Source organism: Clostridium sp. AF36-4, assembly GCF_003435975.1.
Classification (GTDB): Bacteria; Bacillota; Clostridia; order Lachnospirales; family Lachnospiraceae; genus Eubacterium_F.
On the sequence record NZ_QTVH01000010.1, the window covers coordinates 87,035 to 100,251 of the forward strand.

The window sequence follows — 13,217 nt, forward strand, 5'->3', positions numbered from 1 at the left end:
GAGTTTTTATGGGAAAAAGACAACACAAAAAAAGAAGAAAACAGTCACCTGCCGAACTGGCAGGTGACTATGAAATTTATCGCATTGGTGTGTTAGATGGAATTCGGGCAATCGCAATTTTTCTAGTTGCGTGGTATCATATCTGGCAGCAGTCCTGGTTGCAGCCACTTACAGAACATGTAAATTTGGACTGGCTTGTAAGAAACGGAAGTATTTTAGTAGATATGATGATTTTGCTTTCAGGATTCTGTCTTTTTTTACCATATGCCAGAGACATGGTGTATGGCGACAAAACGGATACGGTTTCCGGCTTTTACGTAAAAAGAGTGGCGCGTATTGTTCCATCGTATTATTTGTCGGTGTTAATCGTATTGTTTGCTTTTGCTATTCCACTCTCGGAGTACGGCGGCGATACCGGTTTTATGATGAAAGATCTGATTACGCATCTGACATTTACGAACAATTTATTTGGAGATGTAAATTGTATGACGCATCTAAACGGCGTTCTGTGGACGGTAGCGGTAGAAATGCAGCTGTATCTGATTTTCCCACTGCTTGTGTGGCTGTTTCGCAAATGTCCGGTGGGTACATATCTTGGAATGACGGCAATCGGTGTGGGAAGTGCGTGGTATTTTAGCAGCCGATTCTATTCGATTGACCAGAATTTAGTAGTGAATCAGACGCTTACGTTCTTTTCCGTTTTTGCTAACGGTATGATGGCAGCCTGGCTGTATATGAAATATACAAAAATGAGGAAAAAGCAAACGCTGGCAGAAGGTCTTGCCGGGATTGTGATGGCAATTGGTGCCGTCATGTTCTTTTATCAGATGTGCATAGCGCGCTCGACAAGTGGCAGAGAAACACAGTGGCAGTTAGATAACCGCTTTCTGTTGTCCCTTGTGTTTGCCCTATTTGTGATTGGAATGATTCTTTCCCACAAGTATTTCCGCAAAATTCTTGACAACCGCGTCATGAAATTTTTAGCAGGAATTTCGTTCCAATTTTATATCTGTCATCAGTACATTGCCGTCAAATTAAAGGAGTTTCGGATTCCGAACTGGTCGGGAGATGAACTGCCAAATATGACAGGAGATATTAAATGGCAGTGGCAGTATACTATTTTGTGTTTTGTGCTTTCTCTGGTGGTGGCAATTGCTATGACGTATCTGGTTGAACTTCCGGCAGCGAAGGTAATAAAAAAATGGTATCAGAAGAAAAGAGAAAAAAAGGAGCTAGAAAATGAAAAGCAGTAAAATAACAGCATTAATTTTGTGTTTTTGCCTGATGTTGTCCATGACAGCATGTGGCAGCAATAATAGTACAGAAAATAAGACAAATTCAAACAAAGCAGCTTCCGGTTCTGCGGTCACGGGAAATAAAAAGACAAGTCGTGATGTAAGCGATGTGGACGGTCCGGCACTGAAAGATTTGTACGCAAAATATTTTATGATGGGTGCCGCAATTAACGGCAGTGATAAGAGTACCGCAGCAATTCACCATGAGGGCATGGCAAATATTTTGAAGAAACATTACAATTCAACAACCTTAAGTAATCTGATGAAGCCATGTTATTTACTGGACGAAAAGGCATGTGTGAAAAAGGGCAAAAAGAATGCAAATGCCACAGATGTTTCACTGAATTTTGATTCCTGCAAAGAAAGCCTTGATTTCTGCAAAGAAAATGGAATTAAAATGCGTGGTCACACGCTTGTCTGGCATAATCAGACACCGGAGTGGTTCTTTAAAAAGAATTATGATGCAAAGAAGGGCTACGTCAGTAAAAAAGTGATGGCAAAGCGCATGGAGAACTACATCAAGGGTGTTTTGGAGTTCTGCAAGAAAAATTATCCGGGTGTTGTTTATTGTTTTGATGTTGTGAATGAGTGTGTGGATGACGGAACGGGCGATGATTCTGTGAACTGGAACTGCCGGACTACATTTAACGGCGGCGATAATTTCTGGTATGCCACAATGGGAACCGACTATGTGGAAAAAGCATTTACTTACGCAAGAAAATATGCAGAGAAGGGCATGAAACTCATTTACAATGATTACAATGTTTATGTTCCTGCAAAAGAGCAGAATATTTACAATCTTGTAAAGGGACTGAAAGAGAAAAATCTGATTGATGGAATCGGTTTGCAGCCAACGGTAGATTTGTATAATCCGGATGAATTGAAGGGCGATTCTTACGACAGTTTTGAAAATTGTTTGAAAAAATATGCTGAATTGAATGTTGATATCCAGATTACGGAATTGAGTTTCAAGATTGATGAGGAGACAGGTGAGCGAGACGAAAAATCTTTAAAACGCCAGGCAGACCGCTATCAGGAAATGTTTGAGCTGTTGAAAAAGATGGATACGGCGAGTGGCGGACCATGTAATATTACGAGTGTGACGGTGTTTGGTATCTGTGATGATTATCCACTGTATGATGATTTAGTACAGTGTTTGTACCTTTGGGATAAGAATGCAAAACCTAAGGAATCGTTCTATCGTGTGCGGGAAGTAGGCGAATCAAAATAGAAATGATTGTCCAGTGTTAGGTTAGAATAGTACATGGTAAAAGATAAACTACTGATATACAATAGGGAAAAAGAGTTCGATGGAGGTAAGTATGAAATCAGTAATTAAAGCAGACAAAGAAAAACAAATCAGTGCGATTGACAAACGATTGTACAGCTCATTTATTGAGCATTTGGGAAGAGCCGTTTATCATGGTATCTATGAGCCGGGACATGAGACTGCCGATGATATGGGATTTCGCCAGGATGTTCTTAAGGTTATCCGTGAGATGAACATTCCTATGGTTCGTTATCCGGGTGGTAACTTTGTATCGGGTTACCGTTGGGAAGATGGAACAGGGCCAAAAGAAAAGCGTCCGAAGAAAATGGAGCTTGCATGGAGTTCTGTGGAGACAAATGAAGTTGGAATCGATGAATTTCAGGAATGGGCAAAACGTGTGGGAACGGACATTATGATGGCAGTAAATCTCGGAACACGTGGGCCGGAAGAAGCCGGTAATGTTGTAGAATACTGCAATTCCGTAACCGATACTTATTATGCTAATATGCGCCGCGCGAATGGCTTTGAAAAGCCTTTTGGCATTCATACCTGGTGTCTTGGCAATGAGATGGATGGTCCTTGGCAGATTGGACATAAAACAGCGACTGAATACGCACGTACTGCATGTGAAGCAGCAAAAATCATGAAATGGATCGATGACTCCATTGAGCTGGTTGCCTGCGGAAGTTCTCATCAGAACATGCCGACCTTTGGCGAATGGGAAGAAACGGTGCTTCGCGAGGCATACGACCACATTGATTATTTGTCGATGCATGAGTATTACGGAAATCCGGATAATGATACAAAGAAGTATTTAAGCTGCTCGATGGATATGGATGATTTTATTAAAAAAGTCGGAGCCATCTGCGATAGGATTAAGAAAGAAAAGGAAAGTGATAAAGATATTTTCCTTTCTTTCGATGAGTGGAACATCTGGTTCCATTCACAGGAGCAGGATAAAAAACAGGAGAAATGGCAGATTGCGCCACCACTGTTAGAGGATATTTACACGATGGAAGATGCGTTAGCAGTCGGATGTCTATTGAACACGCTGATTAATAATTCGGACCGTGTAAAAATTGCCTGTCTGGCACAGCTTGTCAATGTAATTGCACCGATTATGACAGTAAATGGTGGCAAAATGTGGCTTCAGACGATTTTCTATCCATTTATGTATGCCTGCCGTTACGGACAGGGTGTTGCACTAAAGGCAGATGTCGAGTGTGGCACTTATGCAGCCGGCAAGCGTGATGCGATTCCATATGTGGACAGTTCTGTTGTCTGGAATGAAGAGAAGAAAGAACTGACTGTATTTGCTGTGAACCGTAATATGGATGAAGCGGCAGAGGTTTCCCTTGATATTGAGGGCTTTGGCGAACTGACATTGGCAGAACATATGGTACTTAACAATGACGATATGAAAGCAGTAAACTCACCGGAAAATCCTGAAAATGTAGTGCCGAAAAAAGGAACCGGTGTCAAAGACGGTGTCGTTATTTTAGAACCTCATTCATACAATATAGTTAGATTCTATACCAAGTGATAGATATTTAGTATAAGGCTATGGCTGAAAATTAAGAAAGTGCGCTTTTCAGGCGCACTTTTTTATGTTATACTAATGTCTCGAAAGCGAGGAAAAAAGACATGATTAAAGATTTATTTCATACAAACCGGCCAACCTATTCTTTGGAAGTTTTTCCACCGAAAAAGGACGCCGATGTATCCGTTATTTATGATGCATTAGATGAGTTTAAAACACTTCACCCAAGTTTTATCAGTGTGACTTACGGAGCTGGTGGCAACACAGCAGAAAACACCTTTGCCATAGCTTCTTATATTCAGAATCAGTGTGGGATTGAGGCACTTACCCATTTGACCTGTGCAGCCATTCCGGACCGGTTATTCTTGAAAAATTTCTTGACAAATTTGTACCGCAATGGAATTCACAATTTGTTAGCGCTGCGTGGCGATAAACCGCAGTGGATGAGCGATGAGCAGTTTGACGCCCGCTATTATGACCATGCATCGGATTTGGTTACCGATGTAAAAGAGATGTTTGATTTCAGTGTGGCAGGAGCGTGCTATCCGGAAGTACATCAGGAAGCAGCAAGCCTTTCGGAAGACATTGCAAACCTGAAAATCAAGGTGGATAAAGGTGTAGACTTTTTGATTACACAGCTATTTTATGACAATGAAACATTTTTCCGTTTCTTGGACGAGGCTCGTAATGCCGGAATCACAGTACCGATTCTTCCTGGTTTAATGCCGATTACATCCGCCGGACAGGTCAAAAACATCATCGGAATGTCAGGCACCAAAATACCAAAAGAATTAGCAGATGCCATTGAGAAATATAAAGATAATCCGGCTGACTTGAAAAAAGCCGGCTTAGATTACTCCAAACGTCAGATGGAGAATCTGCTTGCGCATGGCGTAGACGGAATCCATTTGTACTCTATGAATAAAGTAGAAATTGCTAAGGCAATTTATGAATAAGAGGGACATATTTGGTTTCCGTAATTTATCAAAAAAAGATGGATGGAGAGTGGGCACTCCCGTTTGTTGAACTGCGTAGCAGCAGGGACACTGAAAATACCAGTGTCTCCTGCTGACGCGTTCAAACCCACTCTCCATCCATCTTTTTTTTGATAAATTACTCGAATCCTGAAATATCTGCAAATATCGATCGCAAAGGCATCATAACCAAATATTAGAAGGTTAATTGCGGTGAAAAAGAAATGGCTGAATGGCTGGAATCTTTGAGGAGAGGTTCTTAATTTCTGATAGTTTCTCCTAAATAAATTGGTATTGATTGTGCTGCAAACACGTGGGTATGAGACATGTGTAGTTTACATGTCGATACCCTTACGCGTTTGCTAAGCGGGAGCGGCACAAGAGATACCAATTTATTTAGGAGAAACAATTATGAAATTAAAAACCTAGCTTATGCAAAGTTCCTTCTTTAAATGCCTCACCACAAGAAAATACGCCGGAATCAAAAACACATCTGCCAATATCCAGGCGATTGGGCTTGCCAGACAGGCAGCGGTGAAGCCGAATACCGGAACAAAATAGAATCCGACAATACTTCTGGCAGCCATTTCACACACGCCGGCTAAAATAGCCAATTTTCCGAATCCCAAGCCCTGAATCGTAAAGCGGACAATGTTTACAAGTGCTAATGGGAAATAGAAAATGCAGTTCCAGCGAAGGAATGCAGCAATCATTTCAATTAACCGGGTTTCTGTACCGTCGACAAACAAAAGTGCTAAATATTGTCCGGTAAACAAAAGGGCAGCACAGGCAATCACAGAATAAACAAGAGCTAATCCGCTGCATGCAAAAATCCCTTTGTCTACACGGTCAAGTTTCTGGGCTCCTAAGTTCTGTCCGGCATATGTGGACATTGTGGAACCCATTGCGTCAAACGGACAGCAGAAGAACATGGCAAGTTTTCCGCCGGAGGCAACAGCTGCAACTGCGGTGGAACCAAGACGGTTTACGGCAGTCTGTAAAACGACACTGCCGATTGCTGTAATCGAATACTGAAGCCCCATAGGAATTCCCATACCACAGAGTCTGGCAATACAGCTTCCGTTTAATTTCCATTCATCCTTTGAAATTTTCAAAATCGTATATTTCTTTTTCATGTAAATCAAACACAAAACGCCCGAAATTCCTTGAGCTGTAACGGTAGCCCATGCAGCCCCTGCGACACCCATGTGTAAAATCAAAATCGCACCAAGGTCAAAAACAATATTTAAGACCGAGGACAGAATGAGGAAAATGAGTGGGGTTTTGCTGTCACCAAGTGCTCTCATAATGCCTGAAAGCAGGTTATATAAGTAGGTGACAGGGATTCCTAAAAATATCACAAAGATATAGCGGTACGAACCTTCTAAAATATTTGCCGGGGTGTCCATCCAAATTAAAATTTGGCGGCACAAAATACAGACAACAACGGTCATGACGGCTGCAAAAATGACAGAAAGCCAAACGCTGTTTGCTACAAAGCGGCGAAGACCGCTCTCATCTTTTGCACCAAATTTCTGGGCAACGGGGATGGAAAAGCCATTGCAGACACCCATACAGAATCCGAGAATTAAAAAGTTCACGGAACCCGTAGCACCAACTGCCGCCAAATCATCCGGACCTAAAAACTTTCCGACAATGGCAGTGTCCACTAGGTTATAAAATTGCTGGAATAACATTCCAAATAAAAGAGGAAAGAAAAATTTCAGTATCAGTGAAATTGGTCTTCCCTCTGTCATATCCTGCATCGAACGATTTCCTTTCATACTGAATATACCTCACTTTTTTTGTAAATTTCGAATTCCTAATATACTCGTTTCTAAGTCAATCGTCAATGTATTATCTATTAATTTTTCATGTTCTTTTCATTACAAAACATTCAAATAAATTGGTGTGGTTTAATTAGCGTCCGCAGCACTGCTTATATTTTTTGCCGGAACCACATGGACATGGATCATTTCTTCCGACTTTACGGTTCTCATTATGAATCGTACCGGAATTCTTCTGCTTTTTATAAAGCTCCTTGCGCTTATCTTCCGGCAGAATATCGTTCCACTGTGGAAGTGTGTAAAGCCATTCTGCCTTACATTCAACCATGTTGTAGTACAATTTTTCTAAATCAATGTCAAGTTTTACCTTGGTATCTTTTTCCATTTCGTCGATTGGATTTGCTTCTTTCAAACTGTCATTAATACCATCTAAAAAGCCAACCATCATGGAAAGCGGTACTTCATAGCGGTCTGCTAATTCTTGTACGGTACCTTCTACAATTTCAGATGGATTTGCTAATAACTTTTCATAGATACCCTTTTCCAGAGTGAAATAGTTCTCCCACAACTTCTGTCCTTCTTTTGAATTCTGCATTTCTTCGCTATAGGCGTATTCGCGCCATTCCTGTAATAAAGCCATGCTAATTTCCTCCTGATATAAATAGTACGTTACTGACTATATCACATTTTTTATAAAAAATCAAAAAATATGTATAAGTTTCTAAAAAGCGGCAACAATAGTAGTACCGGCAAATCGAGGTCGATTCCCCCTCTGCCTTGATTTGCTGTATTCAGCGGATAAAGCGTTGAATACTTATCCTCCCCTTATAATCTCCCTATCGTTAGCGATGGGGAGATTTTTTCTGCTTTTCCAATTTGCCTGCTACATATTTCATAATTGACGGATTGTCCTCCGGCATCTGGCAGCCGACAATGTAAATGCCATTGTTGTCGGAACTTCTGAGAATACGACCCTCCAAAATGCTCTCTGATGTTAATTCAAAGTTTTCAATTTCAAGGCGGATTTTTTGACCTTTGCAGTCAGCGAAAAATTCATTGCCGGATACAAAAGCAAAACCATTGGCACTGATATTTTCCATTTTACCCATATAACTTTCGCCGGTTTCCAGTACGGTGATCTGACAGAAATTATATAAATCCATACGAGGGTATTTACGGCGATTGTGAATTTTTGGAAGTGAGCGGAGCTCAATCAGACACAAATTCCTGCCATCTTGTTCTACCATTTTCCAGTTTACGGATTCCCAGCAGTACAAAATATTTCCTGCCGTAATTTGCATCTGCCAGGTTGTTTTGGTGACTGGCAGAGGATTTTTCGGATTGATGGCGACTAATAAACTCTGGTCTGTACGCTTTACAATTTCACCGTGATACTCTTTTGGATGTTTGCTGTTATCGTTTGGCAAAAGCATAACTTTCATGCCGGCACGCAAATCTTCAACACCCATAAAGCCACCGATACCAAGTTCTGTCATCAAGCCCTCTACGATATGTTCAATGCTGTTGATATTTGTTGCTGTTTCTGCATATTTACTAAGCATTGCATGGGTTGTTCCATCTGAATGAGAAATGCTTTTTGTCATCTTATCCACAATGGAGGAAATCTGTTCCATGTTAGAAACCAGCTGTGTATTCGATGTTTCTACTTCTTTTATGGCGGAATCGATTACCTGAATGTGGTCACCGAGTTCTTTGGAATCGGTTGTGATTTTTTCGACACTTTTGTTTGTCAGCGTAACTTTTTCTAGCGACTGCTGAATCAGTTCAAGCGTCTGCTCGACTGCGGAAGTCATCTTTGAAGAAGTTTCTGACAAGCGGGTCAGCGCATCGCGAATCTGTCCGGAAGAGGTCTGTGTTTCAGTGCTCAGCACTCGAATCTGGTCGGCAACAACAGCAAATCCCCGACCGGAGTCACCGGCGCGAGCCGCTTCAATCGAAGCATTCAGTGCTAAAAGATTTGTCTGGCTTGAAATATCCTCAATCGTTCCGGTTTCTGTAATTACGCGCTTGAATTCGGATTTGAAGTCTTTTAATACATTTTCTACCTCTGCGGATAATGACGCCATCGTTGAAGTGGTCTCAACTACGCCGTCCAAATCTTTACTGCTGGTAGCAGCATGTTCGCCGGATTCTTTGGTAAGTTCAACCATCTGCTCAATTAAGGAAGAAACATTGATTACCTGCGTGTTGATATCCGTTGTCATATCGAGTGACGAATTTGTTTTATCCTGTAAGGTCTGATTGTTTGCGGTCAGCTCATTCATGCCGAGTACAACGACATCCGCTCCGTGTTTATTTTCAACCGCAAGCTCGCGGACAACGGTAACGCCGTCAACAATCGAATTACTTGCGTCTTTTACCTGCTCAACCGTTGTTACAACACGGTGCAAATCATCTTTTACATAGTTTAACATGGAGCCGTCCGATTCATTCAAATGACGGATGGACATTACATAGCAGATGTAGCAGAGAATGATGCAGGAAAGCTGCAAAGTAAATTCTTTGACATCGGCATCGGTGTTGAATCCGTTCATATATTTAACAACTGCATTGGCTATGATGATTAACGCATTGGCAACGCCGTATTGAATCATAAATTTCTGGTTTTTGTATAAAACCAAAAGACTGGTTACCGGCAGTATGTAGGTAAATGCAATGTTGGATGGGCTGGTAATCAGTACAAAGGAATAGAAGATACCATATCCAACGGCAATTCCATATTTGTACCAATCGGTTGACATACCTTTTACTTTTAATAGAATTTGTCCGATAATAAAGGGAACCCAGCATAGAAGTAAAAAGGTTAAATAATAAGGACCGGTCCGTAGTCCGTTTGCTGTGTCAGAGCCGTAATTGGCTGATAGTAAAATGGCGAAAACAAGCCAGATTTTCCGCGCCCGCCTGTTCGCTTTTTCTTTATAGATACTCTCGTCATAATTCATCTTAAGTAACCTCCTCCCGACGTAAGTATATAGTTTTTTTCCTCAAAACAAAGATATAATTGTATTTTATCATTTTGTGGGAGAATAGTCAAAAAAAATAGCATAAGTTTGTGGCAAGTGTTCGTTTGCACTTTTTTTGTTTTGTCTATTTTGCAGCACAACAAAAAGACAGATTGTTTATCTGTCAAAAAAACTTATAATTATCTATGATTAAGCCACTCTATATGGAAAGCTTACAGATGCCTGGGGGTTGACTTTGCGAGGGTCTTTTCGACCAGGTCTTACTGGTAATACATGCTTTTCTATTAGGTTAATCACATCAGGTGGACTAAGATTGCGTTTATTACGGAGATATTCTCTACAAATATAAATGGCGATTGTAAAGTTCACCTGTTTTGTTTTATCATTGTCTTTCATTTGTTTTATTACATGTGTTGTTATCAATTCACAATAGTTATACAAAAGTAATTGCTCATATGCGTTACCTCCTTGCAATCAAGATGTTCTTAATTACAAGGGCCGCTTTCGCTACCTCATTATCATTCAATAGCGAAAGCGGCCGCACATTTCGAATCATATGTCAAGCATTTATTACAAAATAAAAAGACCCTAGCATCATTTCTGATGCTAAGATCTTGATTGGTCATCTTAACTTAATGACATTGCTCCCACATGTTTTTTAGGATTTTGTGATAAGGAAGGTTATAAAAATATTTCATAGATAAGGAAGGCTATAAAAATATTTCTTGTTAAAATAATAAAAAAGTATTATAATAAAACAAAAAATAAAGAAGGGATAAGTAAGAATGAGAAAAAAGTAATAGGAATGGCTCTAATGTGTGCATTGACGATGCTTCAAGTTACAGATGTTTCGGCGGCAGAAATTGCTAAAGGAGATGTTATAACTATTGAGAGCATAAAGACATCAACCGATAAGGTGGCAAGTAATTATTCAACAAACAGTGATATGTTGTTGAGTAAAATAGTACAGGAGGGTATGGTTCCAACAAGTAAAAGGTCTAATGTTATACATGAGGATGATTTAGTTATTACTGAAACGGAAATTACATATCAACAGTTGTTTCCGACTAGTTTAACAAGTAGTATGGTTAGTGCTCAAGCGAAGGCTGCTGGATACAAAACGGGATTTAGTTTTCATATATATGAGGTGTCATCATCTTAAGGGAAAAAATTATTAAGACTAAAGCAATCTACGGAATTTAAGTATAATGGCACATATGCGTATGTTTCGGATAAGGAATACATTTATTATCGTTATAATGGCGCATCTTTTGTCAATAGAAAATCAGGGTATACATCTTCAGCGAGTAAAAGCAGATCGTTGGCTAAATATTGGATTTCGGGAGACATAAAATGGTCAGCAAAGAAAAAATCTTACACTAAACACCGGGTATTTACAGCGAAATGTACTCCGAAGGGTGTGTGTTCTTTCTCGTTGACTAAATCATGATGAAAGGAGACAGGGTAATATGAATAAAATTAAAAGCAAGAAAGTACATATCGCCATAGTTGTTATGGCACTGCTGTTTTTGACAGGGGGATATTTTGCCCATAGTTTTATGGGGGCAAACAACGATGATGCCAATATATCAAAGGCAAGTGCAAAAACAGATGCAATTAAAGAGACAGATGCCAGTGAGCAAAAAAAAGCGCAAAAAGACAAAAAGTATGTGCTTGAGGATGATGATTCTCTCAAAGTCACGGTAACCGATGTGGATGTGTCGGGAAAAACATTTAAACAAGTGAAAAAGGAAATGCAGGAAGAGGCAAAAAAGAATGGCGGAGTGATGGGAGAGAAGGAATAGAATATCTCCGTGAGCGTTCCAAAAACGTAATACAAATGTAGAATGTGTTGCAAATTTACATGCGAATAGATTGAATTAATGACGAGATTAAATGAAGCAGAAACCTCCATTCGTGAGAAAGGAACCATATCTGCGGATGGGAAAAAGACCCATCAGGGCAATGTCATTAAGTTAAGATGACCAATCAAGTTTCAGATTCTCTAAAGAATCATATTTCGGAATTAGCTAACAATCCATGTTTATTTCTTCGAAATCCCAATGTCGATTTCTCTCGAAAACGGAAAATTGATTTCAAAACTTTTATTGGAATCATGATGAATTCGGGTGGAGCTACTATGAGTAAAGAACTACTTGATTTCTTTGATTTTAACAAAAATACTCCGTCTGTGTCAGCATTTACGCAACAACGTTCAAAAGTACTTCCAGAGGCTTTTGAATATTTGCTTAAATCTTTTACGGATGACAACCTTCCAACTACTAATAATTATCATGGTTATCGTTTAATTGCATGTGATGGAAGTAACTTGACCATTGCAACCAATCAAAAGGATCCAGAAACTTTTTGAGAACGTAATCAGCATGGTTCAATTGTTAATAAACTACATCTAAATGCCTTTTATGATGTTTTGAATCGTATATACACCGATGTTTTAGTGCAAACAGCAGCGGATTACAACGAGTTTAGAGCATGTGCAACAATGATTGACAGATCGAAACTAGAGAATGTTATTCTTGTTGCTGATAGAGGATATGAAAACTATAACATTTTTGCACATGCAATTGAAAAAGGATGGAAATTCGCTATACGTATCAAAGATAAAAATAGTAATGGAATTGCATCTGGGTTAAATTTTCCTCCAAATGATGAGTTTGATATAGATATCACTCAGATTTTTTCGAGGAAAAATACAAAGACCACAAAAAATGCAGACTATAAGTGGATGCCTGTAAATCAAGTGTTTGATTATCTTCCACGAAAAAGTGATAAAACATACGAATTATCATTTGAGATGGCGCATTATGCAGATATCGGCATAATTCTCCATCGGGAAAAATATATCCGGGCCACCCGGAGCACATCTTCCTTTGATTTGATCTCCTTATTGGTGGCAAGCATCATCGGATGTTCCGTAATGCCATAAACGAGGACCAGATAAATGTCCTTTCTGGATGCAGTGATCTGCACTCTAACGTGTGATAGATAAGCTTCATGCTCTTTTCCCCTGTAGAAAACACTGGTCTTGATCTTGCCTTTTCTGCGGTCGCGCAATTCTGTGGCAGGAGTCCATTTGTTGTGGTATAAAAGTTTTCTTTTAGAGGTAAGGCGGATGACGTAATCCTGTTCCAAATCATCAAGTTTCAGGAACATCTTGTTTTACCACATCGCTGTCATCGATATGAATCACGGGGTCGGCAGGCACCCAATTTCTCACCTGCTGAAGGTAAGAAGCAGCCGCAGATGCCAGAGTACCTTTATCAAGATGCTTTGATAAGCGGTCAACGACATTGATTTTTTTGGAATCTTCATGAAGCTGATCCACAACATCAGTCAGAAGACAGCT

General features: G+C 39.9%; 11 protein-coding genes and 1 pseudogene. 8 read left to right on the top strand and 4 right to left on the bottom strand.

Translation table 11 applies throughout. The features are described 5' to 3' along the window. Window positions 1–8: 8 nt before the first annotated feature. From DW005_RS07370 to metF, 4 genes are all read left to right on the top strand, one after another. Complete coding sequence (locus DW005_RS07370) at window positions 9–1,253, top strand: acyltransferase (protein WP_117478755.1); 1,245 nt, start codon at window positions 9–11, stop codon at window positions 1,251–1,253. Further along, window positions 1,240–2,526: an endo-1,4-beta-xylanase gene (locus DW005_RS07375; RefSeq protein WP_117478756.1), complete on the top strand. Its 1,287-nt coding sequence runs from the start codon at window positions 1,240–1,242 to the stop codon at window positions 2,524–2,526. The genes DW005_RS07370 and DW005_RS07375 overlap by 14 nt, the downstream gene beginning before the upstream one ends. A 91-nt stretch (window positions 2,527–2,617) precedes the next feature. Beyond that, the gene (locus DW005_RS07380; protein WP_207658733.1) at window positions 2,618–4,108 is read left to right on the top strand and encodes an alpha-N-arabinofuranosidase; all 1,491 of its coding nucleotides are present in this window, start codon (window positions 2,618–2,620) and stop codon (window positions 4,106–4,108) included. A 101-nt stretch (window positions 4,109–4,209) separates the two neighbouring features. Continuing rightward, window positions 4,210–5,061 (top strand): methylenetetrahydrofolate reductase [NAD(P)H], encoded by an 852-nt coding sequence (gene metF / locus DW005_RS07385; RefSeq protein ID WP_117478758.1) that lies wholly within the window; start codon window positions 4,210–4,212, stop codon window positions 5,059–5,061. A gap of 443 nt (window positions 5,062–5,504) precedes the next feature. Here the strand turns inward: metF and DW005_RS07390 are convergent, their stop codons facing one another. The 3 genes from DW005_RS07390 to DW005_RS07400 all read right to left on the bottom strand — a co-directional run bounded on the left by DW005_RS07390 (window position 5,505) and on the right by DW005_RS07400 (window position 9,829). Further along, entirely contained in the window at window positions 5,505–6,863 is a 1,359-nt protein-coding gene (locus tag DW005_RS07390) for an MATE family efflux transporter (protein WP_117478759.1), read from the bottom strand. Between the two features lie 136 nt (window positions 6,864–6,999). After that, on the bottom strand, window positions 7,000–7,506 hold the full coding sequence (locus DW005_RS07395; RefSeq protein ID WP_117478760.1) for an SEC-C metal-binding domain-containing protein: 507 nt from the start codon (window positions 7,504–7,506) through the stop codon (window positions 7,000–7,002). 202 nt (window positions 7,507–7,708) lie between these two features. Next, window positions 7,709–9,829, bottom strand: a complete 2,121-nt coding sequence (locus tag DW005_RS07400; RefSeq protein WP_117478761.1) for a methyl-accepting chemotaxis protein — start codon at window positions 9,827–9,829, stop codon at window positions 7,709–7,711. Between the two features lie 835 nt (window positions 9,830–10,664). On the opposite strand from DW005_RS07400, the gene DW005_RS07410 reads away from it, so the two are divergent. The 4 genes from DW005_RS07410 to DW005_RS13795 all read left to right on the top strand — a co-directional run bounded on the left by DW005_RS07410 (window position 10,665) and on the right by DW005_RS13795 (window position 12,797). Further along, entirely contained in the window at window positions 10,665–11,012 is a 348-nt protein-coding gene (locus tag DW005_RS07410) for a hypothetical protein (RefSeq protein ID WP_117478762.1), read from the top strand. 307 nt (window positions 11,013–11,319) lie between these two features. After that, the gene (locus tag DW005_RS07415) at window positions 11,320–11,655 is read left to right on the top strand and encodes a hypothetical protein (protein WP_117478763.1); all 336 of its coding nucleotides are present in this window, start codon (window positions 11,320–11,322) and stop codon (window positions 11,653–11,655) included. 335 nt (window positions 11,656–11,990) lie between these two features. Beyond that, window positions 11,991–12,221 carry a hypothetical protein gene (locus DW005_RS13685; protein WP_147324422.1) on the top strand — a complete coding sequence of 77 codons (231 nt, stop codon included), beginning with the start codon at window positions 11,991–11,993 and terminating at the stop codon, window positions 12,219–12,221. A gap of 21 nt (window positions 12,222–12,242) precedes the next feature. Next, entirely contained in the window at window positions 12,243–12,797 is a 555-nt protein-coding gene (locus DW005_RS13795; protein ID WP_278286509.1) for a transposase, read from the top strand. A gap of 210 nt (window positions 12,798–13,007) precedes the next feature. Here DW005_RS13795 and DW005_RS07430 read toward each other — a convergent pair. Beyond that, window positions 13,008–13,217, bottom strand: a pseudogene (locus DW005_RS07430) (hypothetical protein); the annotation flags it as partial.

Coding starts and splice junctions, on each gene's coding strand:
- DW005_RS07370 (WP_117478755.1), top strand. CDS start 9: ATGGGAAAAAGACAACACAAAAAAAGAAGAAAACAGTCACCTGCCGAA.
- DW005_RS07375 (WP_117478756.1), top strand. CDS start 1,240: ATGAAAAGCAGTAAAATAACAGCATTAATTTTGTGTTTTTGCCTGATG.
- DW005_RS07380 (WP_207658733.1), top strand. CDS start 2,618: ATGAAATCAGTAATTAAAGCAGACAAAGAAAAACAAATCAGTGCGATT.
- metF (WP_117478758.1), top strand. CDS start 4,210: ATGATTAAAGATTTATTTCATACAAACCGGCCAACCTATTCTTTGGAA.
- DW005_RS07390 (WP_117478759.1), bottom strand. CDS start 6,863: ATGAAAGGAAATCGTTCGATGCAGGATATGACAGAGGGAAGACCAATT.
- DW005_RS07395 (WP_117478760.1), bottom strand. CDS start 7,506: ATGGCTTTATTACAGGAATGGCGCGAATACGCCTATAGCGAAGAAATG.
- DW005_RS07400 (WP_117478761.1), bottom strand. CDS start 9,829: ATGAATTATGACGAGAGTATCTATAAAGAAAAAGCGAACAGGCGGGCG.
- DW005_RS07410 (WP_117478762.1), top strand. CDS start 10,665: ATGTGTGCATTGACGATGCTTCAAGTTACAGATGTTTCGGCGGCAGAA.
- DW005_RS07415 (WP_117478763.1), top strand. CDS start 11,320: ATGAATAAAATTAAAAGCAAGAAAGTACATATCGCCATAGTTGTTATG.
- DW005_RS13685 (WP_147324422.1), top strand. CDS start 11,991: ATGAGTAAAGAACTACTTGATTTCTTTGATTTTAACAAAAATACTCCG.